This is a genomic window from Acetobacter oryzoeni, assembly GCF_004014775.2.
Classification (GTDB): Bacteria; Pseudomonadota; Alphaproteobacteria; order Acetobacterales; family Acetobacteraceae; genus Acetobacter; species Acetobacter oryzoeni.
In genome coordinates this window covers 2,181,824-2,202,173 of the sequence record NZ_CP042808.1, presented here as the reverse complement: position 1 = coordinate 2,202,173, position 20,350 = coordinate 2,181,824, and the positions used below count along the sequence as shown (strand labels likewise).

The following is a 20,350-nucleotide window of genomic DNA, read 5'->3' as shown; positions in this document are numbered from 1 at the left end:
CATGAAACTTGAAAAACGGGTGGGTGTTGGCACAGATGGTTATAATGCAAAATGGTTATGATCCATCTTTGCCTGTAAAGGAAACATCCATCTCCTTTACAGTAACACCAGAGCAGGCAGGAGAACGGATTGACCGTTTTCTGGCTGCCACAATGGAAACGCTTTCACGCTCACGCATCAAAAGCCTGATTGAAGAAGGGCATTTGGCGTGTGATGGCATATGTATAAGGGAACCCGCAGCCATAGCCCGTGCTGGTATGGAAGTGGTACTTACCATTCCGCCCGCTGCTCCCGCAGTGCCGCAGGGTGAGGATATTGCTTTCACTGTTTTGTATGAAGATGATGATCTGATTGTGCTGGATAAACCGGCCGGTCTGGTTGTTCACCCCGCGCCGGGGAATGAAACAGGCACCCTTGTAAATGGTCTGATTGCGCATTGTGGGGAAAGTCTGAAAGGCATTGGTGGGGAACGCCGCCCCGGTATCGTGCATCGGCTCGATAAAGATACTTCTGGCGTGATGGTCGCTGCCAAAACAGAAATGGCGCATCAGGCCTTGTCAGAAGATTTTGCGGCACGCCGGATAGACCGTGCCTATCTGGCTTTTTGCTGGGGGCTGCCTAATCCGGCAGAAGGAGATTTTGAAGGCGCTATCGGGCGCGATAAGCGCGATCGTAAACGTATGGCGCTCACGCCCAAAGGTGGGAAATGGGCGCTAACGCATTATCGCACGTTGCAGGCTTTTGGCACAGGAGCGGCCCTTGTGGCTTGCAAGCTGGCAACAGGACGCACCCACCAGATTCGTGTGCATTTTTCTGCGAATGGGCACCCTTTGATAGGTGACCCACTGTATTTGCGTCGGATTCCCGCAGCTTCTCGTGTTCTGCCATCTGCTGCCCGTGCGGCTGCGCTGGATTTTCCGCGTCAGGCCCTACATGCAGCGCGGTTGGGTTTTACACACCCCAGAACGGGTGAAAAACTACTGTTCGAAACCCCTATGCCTGAAGATATGCAGGTGTTGGAACGCAGCCTCAAAGTAGATCAGGAATAGGTTTTTCGATTCGGAAACAATAAACAGGACTGCGCAGGTCCAGAAATCTGGCTGTCTTCTGCCATGCATCTTAGAATTCTTGACACATGTGCTTTTTCCAGCGCACCCTGTTGCACCCACTAGGCCTTGGAAACCGTAGCCGAACTGGTGGGAGAGCCTCTTTTCAGTTTGTCGCTCATACGGAGGACAGAGGGATTGAGGATTAAGACATCTGTCCATCGCATGACTGGATCTTGCCTCTTTTTATGAATGTTTTGCGGGCGTTACGGGAACCTAAAGCATTCAAGGGAGTTTCCAGTTCAGGGGAGTAGTCAACACATGGTATCTTCCGTTATCAATGTTGGGCCTGAAAACAATCTTTCAAGGTACCTTCAGGAAATCCGCAAATATCCTCTCCTTACACCAGAAGAGGAACTCAGCCTTTCACGCTTGTGGCGCGATAAGGGAGACGTTAAGGCAGCGCATCAGCTCGTTACCTCCCATCTGCGTCTGGTTGCAAAAATTGCCATGGGTTACCGTGGTTATGGCCTGCCGATTAATGAACTGATCAGCGAAGGCAACATTGGCATGATGCAGGCCGTAAAGCGGTTTGACCCTGAAAAAGGGTTCCGCTTGGCCACATATGCCATGTGGTGGATTCGTGCGGCTATTCAGGAATACATCCTGCATAGCTGGTCTTTGGTGAAAATGGGCACAACTGCGGCTCAGAAAAAGCTGTTCTTCAATCTGCGCCGCCTGAAAGGGCAGATGCAGGCCATTGATGATGGTGATCTGAAACCAGAGCAGGTGAACAAGATTGCCACGACACTGGGTGTATCTGAACAGGATGTGGTGGATATGAACCGCCGCATGGCTGCGCCAGATCATAGCCTGAATGCGCCCATGCGGGCCGATCAGGATAGTGAATGGCAAGACCGACTGGTTGATGATCATACCAATCAGGAAGATGTTTACGCTGAGAATGAGGAGCTTTCAGGCCGGAAGGCACTACTTTCTTCCGCCATGGAAAACCTTAATGAGCGCGAACGCCGGATTTTCACGGAACGCCGGTTGAAGGATGATCCTTCCACCTTGGAAGAATTGGCGCACGAATATGGTATCTCGCGCGAGCGAGTGCGCCAGATTGAAGTGCGTGCCTTTGAAAAAGTGCAGGCGGCCATGAAAAAGGAAGTTCAGGCCCGGCGCGAAGAAACGGCCCAGAATACGTAAGAGGGTTCAGGCGTTTCCTACTTGCAGATCATGCAGGCAGGAAGCGTCTATACGCTTTGATTTGTTACGTAAGGGCAGGCTTGTTATCAGGCAGCCGCAGCATCCTGAATAAAGAATGTAGCGTCTGTTCTGCCATTCCAACTTTCTGCCCGCAGATACCCGGCAAGATGTAGGGCAGGGCGTGTTGTATCTTCCAGCTTGGCCGCTAAAGGGTTTTCATGCGCCCGGAACAGTAGCGCTTTCAACCGGCCATTATTTTCACCCTTTAGAAGCAGACGCAGTGTGTTGCCATCTCGGCCAATGCGGTCTGCCCGTATGACTGTTACACGTGGTATGGCTAACAGAGGTTCCGGGTTTCCGGCCCCAAATGGGGCAAGGGCTCCCATATCCTGCGCCAATTCCGCTGTGGCGCCAGAAATAGCTACCACCGCATCTACGGTAAGAGGCACTTTTTCTGGAAGCGTGGCTGCTTGCGCCAACCGAGTATCCAGAAAAGTATGAAATTCTTCCAGTTTATCTGCTGTAAGCGAAAAACCTGCGGCCATGGCGTGGCCGCCGCCGGTTTTCAACATTCCTGCTTGGCGTGCCGCAATAATTACGGTGCCAAGATCTAAACCGGGAACAGAACGGCCAGAACCTTTAATGATGCCATCTTCCTGTTCAGCCCCAACAAGGGCAGGCCGATTGAACCGCTCCTTAATACGCCCCGCTACAATACCGACAACACCGGGGTGCCAATCTTTTCCGGCCAGCAAAATAACAGCATGCCCCGCTTCTTTCTGGGCTTCTGCCTGTTGCATGGCGCGGTCCAGAATATCGGCCTCAACACCTTGTCTGCGGCGGTTTACGGCATCCAGACGTTCGGCCATCTGGCGTGCTTCAAAACTATCCGGGCAACGGAGCAGGCGCAGGCCTAAAGCTGCTTCTGCAATACGGCCACCGGCATTGATGCGCGGTCCCAATGCAAAGCCGCAGGAAAAAGCATCCGGGGCTTTGGTAACGCCAGCAATTTCCATAAGGGCATTCAGGCCAGTACGCTGGCGGCGGGCCATAATTTTTAGCCCTTGCGTTACAAAGGCGCGGTTAAGCCCATGCAGGGGCATAACATCACAAACCGTTGCCAAGGCAACCAGATCAAGCTGACGCATCAGATCGGGCGGAGGTTGGTCTGCTGTAAACCACTCTGCACGTCTTAGGTCTCGCGTGGTTGCAACAGCGGCAAGAAAGGCGAGGGCTGCCGCGCAAATATGATGCAAGCCAGAGGAACAGTCAGGCCGGTTAGGGTTAACTGTTGCCAGAATTGGGGGGAGGGCATCTTCCGATTTGTGGTGGTCCAGTACAATCACATCGGCTTTGTCTGTCACTTGAGACAGAATATCTGCAGAAGCAGTGCCGCAATCCACGCAAATCAGTATGGAAGCGCCTTGTGCTACTAAATTATCCAGTGCGGCTACGTTAGGGCCATATCCTTCGGTCATTCTATCCGGGATATGGGTATGAACGGTGCAGCCGAGTTCTTCAAAAAATGAGGCGAGAATGGCGGAAGCGCAGGCACCATCCACGTCATAATCACCAAAAATACCAATTACTTCACGGTTCTGGACAGCTTTTGCCATGCGGTTGGCAGCTTTATCCATATCCGTGAGACTGGAAGGATCAGGCATAAGTGCCCGTAGCTTAGGCTCCAGAAAATGCGGAGCCTGATCTGGTGTGATCTGACGCATGGCCAACAGACGGCCAACAATTTCTGGAATGCCCAGTTGTTGTGCCAAAGCAGCACCCAGACGCATCAGAGCAGGGTCTTCTGCTCCGGCCCGCCAAACCCAACGCCGCCCAATAAAGCTGGCTTCCACCCCCAATACAGCAGGAGTGGAAGTTTCTTCAGTGGGTTCAGAAAGTTGCAAGGTGCTGCTTTGCATCAAAATTCAGAGCTGCTTATTGCGGAGCCCATGTTTTGGTTTTGAAGTTATGGTGGCCTTCAATAAAGCGCACCGTGCCAGATTTGGAACGCATGACCAGAGAATGCGTAATAGCCTGATGCGGCAGCTGCCGAACGCCACGCAGCAATGTGCCAGTGGTAACACCGGTGGCAGAAAACAGCACAGATCCAGCAGCCAGATCATGCAGCCCCAGTTTACGGTCTGGGTCTTTTCCGGGGTTCATTTTGCGGGCACGTTCGCGCTGCCCATCATCTTCAAACAGCAGGCGACCCTGCATCTGTCCTTCTACGCAACGGATGGCAGCAGCAGTCAGCACACCTTCAGGTGCACCACCAGAACCTACGTAGATATCAACCTGGCTGGTATCAAGACAGGCAGCAATGCCGCCAGCCACATCGCCATCTGTCAGCAGGCGCACCCGCGCACCCGCAGCGCGGGCGCGGGTGATCATTTCTTCATGCCGTTCACGGTCTAGCGTGCAGAGCAGAAGATCCTGAACGCTCTTGCCTTTGGCTTTAGCCAGATTTTTCAGGTTGGTTTCAATGGAGTTATCCAGATCAACAACACCATCAGGCAGATTGGGGCCGACCACAATCTTGTCCATATAAATGTCTGGCGCATGCAGGAAGTTGCCACGCTCAGCCAATGCCACCACGGTAATGGCGTTTGGCATATCTTTGGCGCAAAGGTTGGTGCCTTCCAGCGGGTCCACGGCAATATCCATGCCGGGGCCGCCAGAGCCAACTTTTTCACCAATATAAAGCATGGGGGCTTCATCCATTTCCCCCTCACCAATTACCACCATGCCATCAATGGCGACGGTATCAAATGCCGTGCGCATAGCTTCTACAGCTGCGCCATCAGCATCGTTCTTGCGTCCGCGGCCCGTCCATCGGGCAGAAGCCAGAGCAGCGGCTTCCGTTACACGCACCAGTTCAAGCGCGAGATTGCGGTCAGAAACAACAAAAGGAGAGGGGCCTATGGAATCAGACATCAGAAACAGGATCCTTGCTTAAAAGTCTATGATACCGGAAAAGGTGGCTAGAATCAGGCTGTTTCGATCCGAATCATCACAGGGCTGTCCGTCACCACGCTCAAGGCATCTATTTTGGTGATAGCTTCCTGCATGGCGGATTCTGATGTCTGATGCGTAACCAGAACAAGCGGAACGTACGGAGTTGTTTCATTTTCCGCAGGATGCTGGAGCATGCTGCGCAAGGAAACACCGCAATCTCGCAAGACTGCTGTAATATCTGCAATAACGCCGGGGCGGTCTTCTACCATCAAGCGCAGATAGAAAGCACCGGCGCCAGTGCCAGCCGGGCAAGCGCGCAACGCCGGTTCTGAACTGGCTTGCACACCCCAGACCGGAATGGTGTGGCCACGAGCAATATCAACCAGATCTGCTGTTACAGCACAGGCTGTTGGGCCAGCACCGGCGCCGCGGCCTTCCAGCATGATACGGCCCACAAATTCGCCTTCAGCCACAACGGCGTTAAATACACCATCCACCTGCGCAATAGGTGCATTGTGGGGCAGCAGGCAAGGGGCAACACGCGCTTGAAGTCCGGCATCTGTCAGGCGGGCAAGGCCCAGAAGTTTGATGCGATAGCCAAGGGTGCGCGCAAAAGCAAAGTCAATGGCGCCAATCTGGCGAATGCCTTCTACCTGCACGGAATCAAAGGCTACAGGGCGGCCAAAAGCCAAGCCAGCCAGAATTGTCAGCTTATGTGCGGCATCAATGCCATCAATATCGGTGGAAGGATCAGCTTCTGCATATCCGAGATCCTGCGCATCTTTCAGCACCAGATCGAAATCCTTACCCGTTTCACGCATTACCGTAAGGATATAGTTGCATGTACCGTTCAGAATGCCGCCAACATGTAGCAGTTTGTCTGCGGCCAGACCTTCGCGCACTGTTTTAATGGCAGGAATGCCACCAGCTACGGCGGCTTCAAACAGCAGCGGTGCGTTGTTGTCTGCACTAAGCTGGGCAAGGGCGGAGCCATGCACAGCAAGAAGCGCTTTGTTGGCGGTTACAACAGGTTTGCCTGCAGATAGCGCTTTTTCTACCAGCGCACGGGCCGGACCTTCGCTTCCGCCAATCAATTCTACAACAACATCCACATCGGGGTCAGAAACCAGATCCAGCGGGTTTTCATGCCAACGCAGAGTGGAAACATCTATACCGCGGTCACGCGAGCGGTCTCGGGCGCTTACGGCTACCACTTCCAGTTTGCGGCCTGCGCGTGCACTTAGCAGATCTGCATTCATACGCAGCAGGCGAATAACGCCAGCACCAACCGTGCCCAGACCGGCAATACCAAGACGAAGAGGAGAGGAATTGGAACAGGATGTCACGGTGCAACAGGCTCCGGCTTTTTAGGAGAGGAAGAGGAAGACGGCGAGATACCATGCGCAGATAGGAACCCACGAATGGAACGCAGGGCCTGACGCAGGCGCTGGGTATTTTCAACCAGCCCGATGCGAACATGGTCATCACCATATTCACCAAAGCCAAGGCCGGGGGCTACAGCCACGCCAGCTTCTTCAAGAAGAAGTTTGGAAAAGGCAACACTGCCCATTTCACGGAATGGTTCAGGAATAGGTGCCCAAGCAAACATGGAACCTTCTGGGGAAGGAACATCCCATCCTGCCGCATGCAAGCCGCGGATCAGCACATCGCGCCGATCTTTATAAAGAGCGCGCAAATCAGCAACACAATCCTGCGGGCCATTAAGGGCCGTTACAGCAGCCACCTGAATAGGCGTGAAGGCACCGTAGTCCAGATAAGATTTAATGCGGGTAAGGGCGGCAATCAGGCGTTCATTGCCTGCGGCAAAGCCAACGCGCCACCCTGCCATGGAATAGGTTTTGGAAAGAGATGTGAATTCTACGGCGATATCTTTCGCACCCGGCACAGCCAGAATGGAAGGTGGCACAAGATCGCCAAAGTAGATTTCAGCATATGCCAGATCAGATAGAATCCAGATTTCTTCCTTCCGGCAGAAGGCAACCAGTTCTTTATAAAAATCCAGATCAGCCAGATATGCAGTTGGATTGGACGGGAAGTTGACAATCAATGCCGTGGGTTTGGGCACAGAATGGCGCACAGCCCGTTCCAACGCACGCAGCATGTTCTCATCAGGCGTGGCCGGAATGGAGCGGATGGAAGCTCCGGCGATAATAAAGCCAAACTGGTGAATGGGGTAGGAAGGATTGGGCACCAGAATGGTGTCCCCCGGGCTGGTGATGGCAGAGGCCAGATTGGCCAGCCCTTCCTTGGAACCCAGTGTGACAATCACTTCCTTGTCCGGGTCTAACCCCACATGGAAGCGGCGTTCATAATACCCGGCAACAGCCTTGCGCAGCCCCGGAATGCCGCGGCTGACGGAATAACGGTGGGTGCGTGGGTCCTGCACCGTTTCTAGCAGTTTGTTGACAATATGCTGCGGGGTGGGAGTGTCCGGGTTGCCCATGCCGAGGTCAATAATATCCTCGCCCCGCGCGCGGGCTGCTGCCTTGGCCTGGTTTACCGAGGCAAATACATAAGGCGGCAGGCGGCGGATACGATGGAACTCTTCGGTCATGGGCTTTTGATGCTCTAAAGAACCGGGGGTAAGGAACCCCCGCAGGTTTGTGGGAAGAAGCATAGTAATCGTCAGAACAGAACAGGCAACTCCTCACTCTGCCTAAAATGTGGGAATGGCGTTTTTTCGGTAGGTTTTAGGGGCTGGTAGCTACTTTGGCACCTGTGCCAAAGGCATCACCGCGCACATGAATGCTGGCGGAAGGCACACCAAGCTTTGCCAGTTCCGTTGCCAGACGTTGCGCCCGCAAAAGCCCCAGTTTTACGGCATCAGATTGATCCTGCGCGCTAAGGGATAAGGCATTGCCAAACCCACGAATAAAGAATGGCCCATTGGGATGATCAGCTTTGAGCTTGCTGAGAATATTTTCCTGCCCACTGGAAAGCACATCTGACTGCGGCACAAAATGGAACGAAGTGCCTTTTACATCAACCAGATCATAGTTTGGTTTGATGGTATCCGGCACGTGCGCATCAGAGGGTACATCAAAACCCGGGAATGATGGTGCTGTGGGGGGCGCATCGGGAATCTGCGGGATGTCAGAAGCTGGTATTTCTGTTTGTGCGGCTTTGGGGCGCACTTCTGGCATACCAACTTCAGGCTCGGTTTCTGCGGTTTCGTCTTGCTTCTTACTGGCATGGCTATCTTTGGAAGACGCTTTGCCGGTTTGGGAGGCGGAGCTTTGTGCGCTTTGGTCTGGCGAGGAATCTGCTGCATCCATAATGGCGCCGCTTACGCCCTCCGGCAGACTGGCTTGTTGAGACGCATTCTGAGCAGCGCCATTTGGCTGCGTGGATGAGCCAGCTGCGGGCGTAGCACTTTTTGTAGGAGGCTGCGCTGCGGCAGAAGGCGGGGGCGGAATATCGGGAATAAGGCTGCCATTGGCGGCCACTGTCCGATAGGCCAGATTGCGCTCACGAATAAGTTCCTGGGTTACAAGCGCACGGTCTTGGGGCGAGGGCATTTCTGGCGCTTGTGTAGGCGTGAGGCCAACATGCGGGTAGGGGTCATAAATACCCGGCGGCGGTGGGCGTTGGGAGGCAATAACCCCACCGCGCATATGCTGCATCCATGATAGCGTTCCATCAATCGCATCTTTATGGGGGCTGCACCCGCCAAGCAGCAGTGCTCCAGAGGCCATGAGCATTCCAAGCCGTACAGCAGATTTTAAACCTATGGCGCTGCGGAGTGTCCGCTTGTGTTCTAAGCAGGGTTGCGGCATGGCAGCGCGGATACTCCGACTAATGGAAACCAGACAGTAAGACGGAGCGCACCTTACCCTTTTCCGCCCCGGCTGGCGAGACAGCACATGATTGCCCCTTGGCAGGCAGGCTTAGGCAGCGCAGGATAAGGGAATGTACACAGATACAGAACATGCGGAGAAAGCAATGACGGGCATTTTCCCCCGTAACGCCATCAAGATGGATGACGAACCGGAAACTCCGGCAACCCCGGAGAAGGCAGAAGAAAAAACAGCCGGCGCCCCGCATGGCGAACTGGAACACAAGTTGTTCAAGCAGCGGAAAGTGCTGATTTTTGGCGGGATTGATGACAAAATCGCCCGTGATGTAACGGGCCGCCTTTTGGCGCTGGCTGGTGAATCTGACCAGCCGATTGATGTTTACGTTAACTCTCCCGGTGGGCATGTGGAAAGTGGTGACACAATCCATGACATGATCCGCTTTGTCGATTCGATTGCTCCAATCAACATGATCGGAACAGGCTGGGTGGCATCTGCTGGTGCGCTGATTTTTGCCGCCGGGCACAAAGATCGCCGATTCTGTCTGCCGAATACGCGATTTTTGCTGCACCAGCCGATGGGTGGCGTACGTGGCCCTGCAACGGATATTGACATTGAAGCGCGTGAAATTATCAAGATGCGTGAACGGCTGAACCGGATTTTCGCCAAGGAAACCGGCCATAGCTATGAAAAAGTCGCAAAAGATACGGACCGCAATTACTGGATGTCCGCCAAGGAAGCGATTGATTACGGCTTAGTGACTAAGATCATTTCAAAGCTGTCTGATCTGCACTAATACACATCGCGCCTGCTTCGCATTCCCATCTTTGGGCTGTGCGAGGCAGGCGCGTTTGCGTTACTGGATCTGCCAGAATGTCTGCCCAAACGGTTGGGTGTCGTATCAGGCGAGATCCCTAGAAAACAGGTTCCTCACATGGGTTCTCTGAGCGATATCTATTCTCATCTGCCTGAAAGCATGGATGATCTGCCCCCGCCGCCCAATGAGGCAGCTGTGGAAGAAGCTGATTATCGTGCCCGCCATTGGGTAAGCCCTCTAAAAGGGCCGCTTAAACCGGGGTCTGAGGCGCATAAACACGCCTTGGCGCAAATGTTCCGTGAAACGTTTAATCCCTACAGGCCATCTGTCATCAACTGGCCTAAGCTGGATCCAGAAACGCTCAAGCGCGTAACTTCCTTGCCTATCTGGGATATCGCTGTGCAGACAGAGGGCAAGGCCCGCCTGCGCATGGCGGCTTATGCCAATCTGGTGACAGACCCGGATATGAAGGATGCCATCTCCCGCAATGCGTGGGAGGAAAACCGGCATAAGGAAGTGCTGTCCAAAATGGTGGCAGCCTATGACATCCCTATGGCACCGGAACCGCCCTACATTGAGCCCAAGGATGTTGAATGGGCGTATCTGGTGACGGGTTTTTCCGAATGTGCGGACAGCTTTTTTGCTTTTGGCATGTTTGAACTGGCCAAGCGTTCTGGCTATTTTCCACCTGAACTAACAGATACATTTGAGCCCATTATGCAGGAGGAATGCCGCCATATCCTGCTGTTTGCCAACTGGTTGGCATGGAACCGGGCTGTTATGCCGTGGTGGCGGCGGCCTTACTTTGAGCTGAAGGTTCTGGCTGTTTGGGCTTTTCTCGGTTACGAGCGCTTGTCTTTGGTGCGCACGGTGGATGATGAAGGCCATGTGCATACGCAGGATAACAACTTTACGGTAACTGGCACCAAGGAAGTAACTAACATTCAGATCAACCTGCCTGATTTCATGCAGCTTTGTCTGGATGAGGATGATCGTCGCTTCTCTGGCTATGATCCACGTTTGCTGCGTCCTACAACCACGCCAGCCATTGCACGTGTTATCCGTGACGTTGGGCGGTGCTGGGAATTTGCAAGTGGTGTTTTCAAGGCAAATCGTAAAACAGCAGCATAATCTGTTTTGAAGTTATCCCAACCAGCAAGACTATTTTATCTGGGCTGGTTGGGTGATTTTTTACCCGCCTTACACTTTGGCGTTGCCATAGCGCCTGTAATGGAAAGGCGGTGGGGCTTCTGGCCGCTCAGTTATGGCTTGGGTAATAAGGTCATGATCCGGGGCACGGTGGCATACTGGGTCAGTTGCCGTAGCATCTCCAGCTAGTGCCAAGGCTTGGCAACGGCATCCGCCCCAATCGTCTTCCTTGAATGCACAGGACTGGCATGGTTCGGGCATCCAATCTGTGCCACGGAATAAGCGGAATAGGGGCGCATTTTCCCAAATATGAGCGAGAGATTCTTCTGTAACAGAAGGTATCTGAACGCCCGGAATACTTTCTGCCGCATGGCATGGCAGCACTTTGCCTGCGGGGGAAACGTTTAGAAAGCGCTGGCCCCACCCGCCCATGCAGGGTTTGGGCCTGTCTGCATAATAATCTGGTGTTACAAAATCTATGCTCATGCGGCCCGCAAGGCGGGTGCGTGCTTCTGCAACCACCTTTTCTGTTTCTTCTACCTGAGCGTGGCTTGGTAATAACGCATTACGGTTGAGCAGCCCCCAGCCGTAATACTGCGTATGCGCAATTTCTACGCGTCTGGCCCCAAGTTGTTCCGCCAAGGCCAGCATGGCAGGCACACGTTCGCAGTTTTGCCGATGGATTACAAAGTTAAGAGTAAGCGGTAGGCCTTCGGCTTTAATAAGCTGTGCGGCTTCAAGTTTTTTGGCGTGAGCCCCTTTCATATGGGCAATACGGTCTGCGCTTTCAGCTTCGGCGTCCTGAAAGGAAAGCTGGATATGGTCTAACCCGGCATCAGCCAGTTCTTGCAGGTTTTGGGCGTTGAGCAGCACACCGGAGGTGATCAGATTGCTGTATAATCCTGCTTTAGCTGCGTGAGCTACAAGTTCGGGCAGATCTGGCCGCGCCATAGGCTCACCTCCAGAAAAGTGAACCTGCAATACGCCCATTGCAGCAGCTTCATCCAGCACACGTTTCCAGTCCTGCGTGCCAAGTTCCTGTGTGCGTGGTTCCAGTTGCAAGGGGTTGGAACAATACGGACATTGCAGAGGGCAGCGGTGCGTGAGCTCTGCAAGCAAGCTCATGGGAGGCGGCGGCGCACTCATATGGCTTGCAAAACCTGTTTGGTAGCCAGATCCTGTAGAAGGGTCAGCACATCCCGCGCAATAATCTCCCGTGGGGCTGAAAATTTCTGGCAGAGCAGATCCAGTATATCCCCCACATTGCGGGTGCCATCTATAAGTTGCAGCACTTCAACTGCAATAGGGTCTGCATGAAAGGCGCGTTCAGGCGCTTGAATGAACCATACATCCCGCACGCGGTCATGTTGCAAGCGTGTGCCCCGCGCAAAGCGGAGGATACTGTTTTCAGAAATCATTGGAAGCATCAGCCACTTGGTTCATACCGCAGCTTCTGGGCGGAAAGCACCCGGTGGAATACGGGCGGGTGTGACATAAGCGTAATCCAACGCATCCAGCATGGACCACAACACCCCACATTTAAACTTCAGCGCATTGAGCACGCTTTGCTGTTGCTCAACCGTGCGGGCATGCTCCTTTACATAAGCCAGAGCAAAAGCGGAATCCTGCGGGGCCTGTGTGAGGCGTGGCTTAAAGTAAGCCAGTGTTTCTTCGGTAATGAAGGCATAGTTCTGCAACATGCCCGAAACACGTTCGCTGATAATGGTGGGGGAAAACAGTTCTGTTAGGGAAGATGCAATGGCTTCCAGCACAGACCGTTCACGCACAAAATGCACATAGGCCTCTACAGCAAACCGTGTGCCGGGCAGCAATCCTTCGAGTGACTCTACATAGGCACGGTCCAGCCCAAGGCCATCGGTTAGTTTCAGCCAGCGGGCTACACCGCCAGAACCTGGTTCTGTGCCATCATGGTCTTCCAGCCGTCGCCGCCATTCACGCCGCAGTTCAGCGGTGGGAAGGCGCGCAAGGAGAGAGGCATCTTTAGCGGGAATGCTGGCCTGATAGTAATATCTGTTCAGCGCCCATGCCTGAACCTGCCCTTTATTCAGTTTGCCGTCATGCAGCGCACGATGGAAAGGGTGCAGGTTATGGTAGCGTTCTGCGCCTATGGCACGCAGCGCTTTTTCCAGTTCATCCGGGGTGAGCAGTTGGTTGGTCATAGCGAGACTTTCATTCCATCAAATGCAACATCCCATCCGGCTTGCTCTACGGCACGGCGTTCTGGTGAATCGGTCAGCAGAATAGGGTTGGAATTGTTGATGTGGATGAGAATTTTACGTTTCACATGCAAGGAGCGGAAGGCAGCAATGGTGCCATCAGGTTCATCTGCAATGGACATGTGGCCCATGCGGTGGCCGGTTTTGCTGCCCAGTCCGGCACGGATCATTTCATCATCCGTCCACAACGTGCCATCAAAGAACACAACATCTGCGCCGTTTATGCGGTTGCGTAGGGCATCCGTCATCATCGCGCATCCGGGGATAAACAGGGCGCGGGCGTGGCCATCCGTTATTTCCAGCCCGATATTTTCCCCATTGCTCATGATTTCAGCGGGGTTCTCGGCCTTTTCTGCGTAAAGGGGCACTTTGCCCGGCACAATAAACGGCGTGATGCTAAACCCGGCAGGCGCTAAAGAAATAGGGTGTTCTGGCTGCATGGCATGGCGTGGCACAAGCGTGCGGTCCAACGCATTAAAAATAGGGTTTGCGTTGAGCTGGTCGAGCACTGGTTGTGTGGCATACAGATCAAAATGTTGCCGTTCCCGCAGGGTTAGCAGGCCCGTAATGGCATCAATTTCCCCACTTGTAAGCACAACGCCAGAAATGGGGGTGGAGCGTAGCCCCTCACGCGGGAACATATCCGGTGTCTGATTGATCTGGGTACGCAGATCGGGCGAGGCATTGAGCACATACCAGTGCTGGCCATCTCCGCTTACAGCAATCGAGGCCTGAGTGCGGGAAGGGGCTGCGGGGTCTCCCGCACGGGCGCGGCGGCAAGCAGGAGCGTTAGAATTCCATTGCGGAAAACCGCCACCTGCACCTGCACCAAGAACAACAATCTCAAGCATAACAACACATCTAAATAAAAAAGCCGCCAGTGCAAAACCGGCGTTCACACCGGTAATGGCTGGCGGCTAAGCTGGGTATAACCCTGACTTATTTCTTCTGGCCGCAAACGTAGCTGTTGATTTCAGCGCCCAACGGAATTTCGGTTACTTTTGGTGCGGTCCAAGCCATGAGCCTGTCTCCTTGATCGAGTTGAAACAGGGCCGTTTCCTACAGGTTCTTGAGATAAAGATCCGCAGGAAAAAGCCGCTTTTGCGCCTTGCAGTGTGATGAAAAATAGCTATCACGCAAGTGTTTTACCCTCCAAACAGGCGGGTAGAGGGCCTATTTTCACGCAACTGTGAATAAAAGAGGGGCTGTACACCGCAACCACACAAAATCTGTGCAAGATTTGTCTTGGCGGGCGGAGTCTTCTAAAGCAGCCCACACAAGCAAGGCCCCAGCCCAGCGGGGAACTATGCCGGGGAGGAAACAGATGAGTGACCAGATACGCGGTTGGGGTAAGACACACGCATGATGAGTAGTCAGGTTAAGGCGCTGTTTGTCCGTGTCTTTCGCAATACCGGGTATATTCTGGGGGGGCGCGGGTTTTGCGCCGTTCTGTCTCTTATAACCACAGCTGTTTCTGCACGTGCGTTGGGTTTGCAGGATTACGGTGTTCTGCTGCTTATCAATTCCTTTGTTCTCTCCTGTTCGGCTGGGTTGCGGTTTCAGTCCTGGCAACCTTTGCTGCAATACGGCAGCAGTTTGTACCGTAATGGAGATAGGCATCCGTTCCAGATGCTCTTACGCCATTGCATGTTGCTGGATGGCATAGGGGCCGTGGCCGGTATGGGGCTTGCTCTGTTGCTGTGTGAATGGTTCGGGAATCTTTTGGGTTGGGGAGATGCCTCTTCTGCCACGCCGTTTTGGTACATGACTGTTATTTTGTTCATGAACACAGGCGGCGCCATGGGCGTGATGCGGCTTTTGGACCGATATGAACTTTCTGTGCTGGCAGATAGTGGAAGCGGGCTGATCCGTTTGGTAGGCAGCCTTGCCGGACTGTTCTGGCATTGGTCTTTCACCAGCTTTTTGATGATCTGGTATCTTTCAACAGCAGCATCATTCTTTATCAATTACGGAATGGGCGCGTATCTGCTTTTGCGCTCTGATAGTTTGCAGAACTTCCGTATATTCGGTGTGCCTTGGGTAAGCCCTATCAAGGGTATCTGGCGCTTTATTTTTTCTGTCAGCATCAATCAGGCACTTGCGCGGCTTTCTTCACGCTTAACGGTTATGATTGTAGGTGCTGTTCTTGGGCCGCAAAGTGCTGCCATTTACAACGTGACATGGCAGATTTCTGATGGTCTGGCCCGCCCGGCCCAGATGATGACACCAGCCTTGTATCCAGAACTGGTGGCTCTGAAAGATAAGCGAGACTGGACCTCCATTCGGCAGGTCACGCATCGTATTCTGCAAGTGCTCGGCGTGTTTTCGGCGGCGGTGCTGGCTATTGTGTTTGTGCTGGGGCCTTGGTTGTTGCATGTGCTGCTGACTGTACCGTGGTCTGGAACCCGCACACTTTTGCTGTTGATGACATTAACTGCCATTCTGGATTTGTGGGATGTGCCGCTGGAGCCCTTGCTGGTTTCTCTCAACCGCGCCCATCAGATTTTGCTGGGCCGGTTGTTTACAATGTGTGTGACACTGCCCTTGCTGTATTTCCTAACTTCAGGATTGGAGATGACGGGGGCTGGACTGGCAACGCTGATAGGTGAGTTGGTGATCTTCCTGACCCGTTTGGTGCCGTACATGTTGATGAGCCGAAAGCAGGATTTTGGAAGAGGTAATGGCTAAGGCAACTCCAGTTTCTGATACATCTGAGGTATGGATACTGGATACCCACCGTGTTGGGGAAATGGCGCAGTGCAAGGCCTTGGCAGATATGCTTGGGTTACCGTGCCGGATTATTTCGCTTCAGTCAGATTTCAGCCTGCCTGAGCAGATTCCGGATACCCAAAACCTTCGGTTGATTCTGTCTTTTGGTAACGCAGTGCAAGCTGCATTGGCATTGCGTGGGCGTTGTAAAAACACGCCTGCCATTGTGCAGTTGGGGCGTCCCAGCCACGTGCCTGCAGCGGATTTGGATCGGATAATCATTCTGCCGCAGGATGATTATCCGGTAGCACCCAACGTATTACACTTAAGGTTTCCCTTAAACGGTGCGCATAAAAGCCAGACATTCATCCCGCAAATAGACCCCAATATGCGGCATGGTGGCACTGTTGTTTTATACGGGGCACCATCACGGCAGTTTTTTCTGGATAAGCAGGATACGTATAAACTGCTACGCTTCAGCCATGAACTTGCACGGGTGAATCAGGAACCTTTGCATGTGCTGACCAGCCCAAGAACGCCTGTTGAGGCTGAAGGATGGCTGGAAGATATTAGCAAAACTATTCCAATGCAGATGTATATATTCCGCAAAGGCGTTAACCCGTTCCAGAAGTTTTTGCACGAAGCCAACAGGTTTGTGGTAACCGGAGACAGTGCGTCCATGTTGGCAGATGCGTGCCGCACAGGTGTGCCTGTATGGCTGTTTCCATTACGGCCCAAACACAGCTTCATGACACGTTTGCAAGCCAGCGCAGATCGACTGGGGCTGCAGAATATCCGCAACGGGCTCGTGCGGCGTGGTTGGCTGGGGAGCGGAACATGTTTTCGTAAGTGGCACGCCGCTTTGGCCAAGCAGAATTATATCCGTTTGGTAACGCCAGAGCTTTCCCCCCAGATGTTGAAGTGGCAGCCAAATGCATTGCGGTGGGATGATGATATGCAAAAATGTTATGCAAGTATCATGAAACTGCCTTTGTTTATTGCCAGATAAGCAGCAGCATTAGATATGCTGGAGACGTGGCAGTGTTTGCCACGTTTATGGTTTCTGCCATTGGGAAGTTTGTTTCGGCTGACGACTTATAACGGCATTTCACAACGGGCAGACATGTGCATGCACGATAATCTTGAATGGAATGAGCAGACAATTCTGCAAGGAACATGCGCAGCCATTGTTACGTATGGTAACCGTGTCCATTTTCTAAAACAGGTTTTAGAAGGTGTTTTTGGCGCAGGAGTTGGGCATGCCATTGTTGTAGATAATGGCACAGAAAAAAGTGTGGCGGCAGAAATTGCCAGCTTGCCAGAAATATTCGGAGCCAGTCAGCTTACCATTGTACGCTTACCAACCAACACAGGGTCTGCGGGTGGTTTTCATGCGGCTATTCAAGCTGCTGCAGCGCGTGAAGATACACAGCATGTCTGGGTGCTGGATGATGATAACAGGCCTGAGCCTGCTTCTCTTACGGCGCTTGCCAAAGCATGGAACGGTATGGGAGCAAATACACAAATATGCCTCAGCAGCTTTAGAGAAGATAAAACAACATATAAAAAACTTTTCAAAACCTGTAAGTTGCACGGCATTACAAAAAACTCATTTTTTGGTTTTTCCATGCAGACTTTGCTGCGGAAACAGAAAGCAAAGATTTGGCAGAAAGATGGGCTGAAATGTTTGCAAATGCAGATGTCGGCTTATGGTGGATTTTGGTTTCATAAAAGTTGGATTCAAAAAGTAGGACTGCCGGATACACGGCTTTTCCTTTATTTTGATGATTATGATTTTACATTACGAATTACTGCAAATGGCGGGCAAATTTGGGCGTGCCAGAACAGTGTGCTGAAAGATCTGGAACTATCATGGCAGGTTCATGATTCTGCATTACAACACTGGCTGCGTGAAGAAGAAAATTTCTCTCGTACTTATTTTTCTATCCGCAACCGTGTTTATATTGAGAGAGGTTTTGTAAAAAATAAATATATTTATGATGCGAATATCATTTTATATTTTTTATCAAAGATTATTTTTAAAAATAGGCAGAGCGTTTACTATCATTTACTGCATCCACGCTTGGTATGCAAAAGGTGGAAATTGATTCTACAGGCCATAAAAGCAGGCAAAGCTGCAGATTTTCAAACACCCCCTCCGAAGGTTTAAAAAAGTTTTGCATATTTGGTATGATCCATACTGGATGGTTTGTTATAACAAAAAGGGCTCCTAAATTACTAAAGTGAAATGGGCGGAAAATGTGTCCCGTTACATTGTGATTTAAGGAGAAGATGCGTGTCTGATCGTAAGCATCTGCGTTGGCAAACATTGCCAGCAACGCCAGCTCCCTTGGCTAATTTCAAGGGGCAGCATGCTCAGATCAATGGGTGTTCATTATATTATGCAGTAGGTGGTGTGGGGGAAAATACTGTCATCATGCTGCATGGTGGTATGGCAAATTCAGATTATTGGGGTTTGCAGGCGGCATTTCTGGCCCAAACGCATCGTGTCATTCTTGTTGATAGCAGGGGGCATGGGCGTAGCACGCTTGGTGATAAACCTCTTGGTTATCACCAGATGGCGCATGATGTTGCACGGTTAATGGAGCATCTGGAAATTTCCAAAGCCAGCATTGTTGGCTGGAGCGATGGTGGCGTGCAAAGCATTATTCTGGCAGCAACTTACCCAGATAAAATTGCACGTATTTTTGCATATGGCCCGCATATGTCCTTGGCCGGTTTGAACACGCAATGTGGTGATAACCCGGTGGTAGATGCATTCATGAAGCGGGCAGAGCAGGATTACAAACGTCTTTCCCCAACGCCTGCCCAGTTCGGAACTTTTTATAAGGACGTTTGGAGCCTTTGGCAGTGGCAGCGTGATGCACTGTTTACGGAAGATCAGATGGCTGCCATCCGTTGCCCAGCATGGATTGTGGATGGAGATAGGGATGAGATGATTAACCGCTCACACCTGGATTATCTTGCCGCACATATTCCCGATGCTTCTTTGATGCTGCAGCCAGATACAAGCCATTTTGCCTTTTTGCAGGCACCAGAATTGTTTAATGCGGCTTTAAAGGACTTCCTCTCTGTACAATAAAACAGAACAGAACCAAGATCTTTTTAGTCGCATATTGCAACCCCGGCGCAATGAAGAATTGCGCCGGGGTTTTTATATCCTTAAGCGTTTGTTTTTGCTGGATCTTTTAACGTTACAATAAATGGCACATGGTCAGATGGGCGCGGCATTGCGCGTTCATTTCTGTCTGGCTCAGCGCTTTGCAGACGTTCGGCAAGGCGGGGGGAAAGCAGCATGTGGTCAATCCTCAGCCCGCAATCGCGTTCCCACGTGCGGGCCTGATAATCCCAGAATGTATAAGCTGCACCTGTTGGGTGTAATGCCCGCAAAGCATCTGTTAGCCCCAACCATAGCAGGCGACGATACGCAGCCCGGCTTTGTGGGCGTACGAGCGCATCTTCTGGGCCAAGGGCTCCGGGGGCGCAATCTATGGGGGCAGGGCAGATATTGTAGTCACCCGCCAAAGCAAAATCTGTTTCTTCCGCCAGCAAAAGGCGTGCGCGGGCTGTGAGGGCGTTTAGGAACTCAAGCTTGGTGGCGTAGCCCTGTTCTCCGCCCGAATTGCCATTGGGCAGATAGAGATTGCCTAGCACCATATCTTGGGTGCGCACTTCTACATACCGCGCGGCCGGGTCTGAAAAACCGGGGAGGTGGTCTGTTGTTACGCTAAAATCTCCGCGCACAAGGGTGGCAACGCCATTGTAGGATTTCTGCCCCACTACGGCGCAACCATAACCAGCATCTTCGAACGCAGCTTTGGGGAACTGATCTGTCTCGCACTTGATTTCCTGCATCATCAGTACGTCTGGCTGTTCGCGCTTCAGCCAATCCAGAACCAGATCCAGACGTTGCCGGACGGAGTTTACATTCCAGGTCGCGAGTTTCATGCCACAGAAAAGCTTGTGCCACAGCCGCAGGAAGACGCTGCATTGGGGTTGTTTACCGCAAAATGTGCGCCCATCAGCTTGTCTGCAAAATCAAGCTCTGCACCGGCCAGTAAATCCATGCTGGCTGGGTCTACTACCACCAGCGCACCGTTTCTTTCTATGCGCGTATCATCGGCAGCAATATCAGCCGCAGGAATAAGCGTGAAGAGATACTGAAAGCCGTTACATCCCCCGGCTTCTACAGATACCCGCATGGCAACCGGTGCAGGGTTTTCTGGGGTGGCAGTTGCCTGCTTTTTGTCAATCACGCTGGCAATGCGGTTTGCTGCAGATTCCGAAACGGAAAAGGGTGTTGGCTGTGTCATACTCTCTTAAATAGCTTGCGTGCCTTCTGGTTTGAAGGGGCAAGATAGCAAGAATAGTCAACTTTGGCGGAATATT

20 protein-coding genes are annotated in these 20,350 nt (G+C 52.4%); 8 read left to right on the top strand and 12 right to left on the bottom strand.

The window, feature by feature from the left end:
• The first annotated feature begins 35 nt into the window (after positions 1–35).
• Positions 36–1,049 (top strand): RluA family pseudouridine synthase, encoded by a 1,014-nt coding sequence (locus EOV40_RS10250; protein WP_208729166.1) that lies wholly within the window; start codon positions 36–38, stop codon positions 1,047–1,049.
• A 249-nt stretch (positions 1,050–1,298) separates the two neighbouring features.
• A complete protein-coding gene (gene rpoH / locus EOV40_RS10245; protein ID WP_019087846.1) occupies positions 1,299–2,258 on the top strand; it encodes an RNA polymerase sigma factor RpoH in 960 nt (319 codons plus the stop codon).
• Between the two features lie 86 nt (positions 2,259–2,344).
• Here rpoH and recJ read toward each other — a convergent pair whose 3' ends face one another.
• The 5 genes from recJ to EOV40_RS10220 all read right to left on the bottom strand — a co-directional run bounded on the left by recJ (position 2,345) and on the right by EOV40_RS10220 (position 9,097).
• The gene (gene recJ, locus EOV40_RS10240; protein ID WP_128105884.1) at positions 2,345–4,177 is read right to left on the bottom strand and encodes a single-stranded-DNA-specific exonuclease RecJ; all 1,833 of its coding nucleotides are present in this window, start codon (positions 4,175–4,177) and stop codon (positions 2,345–2,347) included.
• A gap of 16 nt (positions 4,178–4,193) precedes the next feature.
• Entirely contained in the window at positions 4,194–5,192 is a 999-nt protein-coding gene (glpX, locus tag EOV40_RS10235; protein WP_087651774.1) for a class II fructose-bisphosphatase, read from the bottom strand.
• A 53-nt stretch (positions 5,193–5,245) separates the two neighbouring features.
• Positions 5,246–6,559 (bottom strand): homoserine dehydrogenase, encoded by a 1,314-nt coding sequence (locus EOV40_RS10230; protein WP_128105883.1) that lies wholly within the window; start codon positions 6,557–6,559, stop codon positions 5,246–5,248.
• A complete protein-coding gene (locus EOV40_RS10225) occupies positions 6,556–7,788 on the bottom strand; it encodes an LL-diaminopimelate aminotransferase (protein WP_050820258.1) in 1,233 nt (410 codons plus the stop codon). Before EOV40_RS10225 ends, EOV40_RS10230 begins: the two co-directional genes overlap by 4 nt.
• Before the next feature lie 136 nt (positions 7,789–7,924).
• Positions 7,925–9,097, bottom strand: coding sequence for an OmpA family protein (locus tag EOV40_RS10220; protein ID WP_128105882.1), 1,173 nt, complete (start codon positions 9,095–9,097; stop codon positions 7,925–7,927).
• A 46-nt stretch (positions 9,098–9,143) separates the two neighbouring features.
• On the opposite strand from EOV40_RS10220, the gene EOV40_RS10215 reads away from it, so the two are divergent.
• On the top strand, positions 9,144–9,824 hold the full coding sequence (locus EOV40_RS10215; RefSeq protein WP_019087840.1) for an ATP-dependent Clp protease proteolytic subunit: 681 nt from the start codon (positions 9,144–9,146) through the stop codon (positions 9,822–9,824).
• 138 nt (positions 9,825–9,962) lie between these two features.
• On the top strand, positions 9,963–10,976 hold the full coding sequence (locus EOV40_RS10210; protein ID WP_050818446.1) for a hypothetical protein: 1,014 nt from the start codon (positions 9,963–9,965) through the stop codon (positions 10,974–10,976).
• Positions 10,977–11,045: 69 nt separating this feature from the next.
• Here the strand turns inward: EOV40_RS10210 and pqqE are convergent, their stop codons facing one another.
• The 5 genes from pqqE to pqqA all read right to left on the bottom strand — a co-directional run bounded on the left by pqqE (position 11,046) and on the right by pqqA (position 14,251).
• Complete coding sequence (pqqE, locus tag EOV40_RS10205; protein WP_128105881.1) at positions 11,046–12,140, bottom strand: pyrroloquinoline quinone biosynthesis protein PqqE; 1,095 nt, start codon at positions 12,138–12,140, stop codon at positions 11,046–11,048.
• Positions 12,137–12,412: a pyrroloquinoline quinone biosynthesis peptide chaperone PqqD gene (gene pqqD / locus EOV40_RS10200; RefSeq protein ID WP_128105880.1), complete on the bottom strand. Its 276-nt coding sequence runs from the start codon at positions 12,410–12,412 to the stop codon at positions 12,137–12,139. Before pqqD ends, pqqE begins: the two co-directional genes overlap by 4 nt.
• A 21-nt stretch (positions 12,413–12,433) precedes the next feature.
• Positions 12,434–13,174, bottom strand: coding sequence for a pyrroloquinoline-quinone synthase PqqC (gene pqqC, locus EOV40_RS10195; RefSeq protein WP_050818443.1), 741 nt, complete (start codon positions 13,172–13,174; stop codon positions 12,434–12,436).
• On the bottom strand, positions 13,171–14,082 hold the full coding sequence (gene pqqB / locus EOV40_RS10190) for a pyrroloquinoline quinone biosynthesis protein PqqB (protein WP_128105879.1): 912 nt from the start codon (positions 14,080–14,082) through the stop codon (positions 13,171–13,173). Before pqqB ends, pqqC begins: the two co-directional genes overlap by 4 nt.
• 88 nt (positions 14,083–14,170) lie before the next feature.
• Positions 14,171–14,251 carry a pyrroloquinoline quinone precursor peptide PqqA gene (gene pqqA / locus EOV40_RS10185; RefSeq protein WP_014457297.1) on the bottom strand — a complete coding sequence of 27 codons (81 nt, stop codon included), beginning with the start codon at positions 14,249–14,251 and terminating at the stop codon, positions 14,171–14,173.
• 342 nt (positions 14,252–14,593) lie between these two features.
• On the opposite strand from pqqA, the gene EOV40_RS10180 reads away from it, so the two are divergent.
• The 4 genes from EOV40_RS10180 to EOV40_RS10165 all read left to right on the top strand — a co-directional run bounded on the left by EOV40_RS10180 (position 14,594) and on the right by EOV40_RS10165 (position 19,043).
• On the top strand, positions 14,594–15,919 hold the full coding sequence (locus EOV40_RS10180) for a lipopolysaccharide biosynthesis protein (protein WP_128105878.1): 1,326 nt from the start codon (positions 14,594–14,596) through the stop codon (positions 15,917–15,919).
• Complete coding sequence (locus tag EOV40_RS10175) at positions 15,912–16,949, top strand: ELM1/GtrOC1 family putative glycosyltransferase (RefSeq protein ID WP_128105877.1); 1,038 nt, start codon at positions 15,912–15,914, stop codon at positions 16,947–16,949. Before EOV40_RS10180 ends, EOV40_RS10175 begins: the two co-directional genes overlap by 8 nt.
• Positions 16,950–16,964: 15 nt before the next feature.
• Positions 16,965–18,110 carry a glycosyltransferase gene (locus tag EOV40_RS10170; RefSeq protein ID WP_128105876.1) on the top strand — a complete coding sequence of 382 codons (1,146 nt, stop codon included), beginning with the start codon at positions 16,965–16,967 and terminating at the stop codon, positions 18,108–18,110.
• A 126-nt stretch (positions 18,111–18,236) separates the two neighbouring features.
• Positions 18,237–19,043 (top strand): alpha/beta fold hydrolase, encoded by an 807-nt coding sequence (locus tag EOV40_RS10165; protein ID WP_128105875.1) that lies wholly within the window; start codon positions 18,237–18,239, stop codon positions 19,041–19,043.
• A gap of 80 nt (positions 19,044–19,123) precedes the next feature.
• Here EOV40_RS10165 and EOV40_RS10160 read toward each other — a convergent pair whose 3' ends face one another.
• Both EOV40_RS10160 and EOV40_RS10155 read right to left on the bottom strand, forming a co-directional pair.
• Complete coding sequence (locus EOV40_RS10160; protein WP_128105874.1) at positions 19,124–19,909, bottom strand: exodeoxyribonuclease III; 786 nt, start codon at positions 19,907–19,909, stop codon at positions 19,124–19,126.
• A complete protein-coding gene (locus EOV40_RS10155) occupies positions 19,906–20,274 on the bottom strand; it encodes a HesB/IscA family protein (protein ID WP_128105873.1) in 369 nt (122 codons plus the stop codon). Before EOV40_RS10155 ends, EOV40_RS10160 begins: the two co-directional genes overlap by 4 nt.
• Between the last annotated feature and the right edge of the window lie 76 nt (positions 20,275–20,350).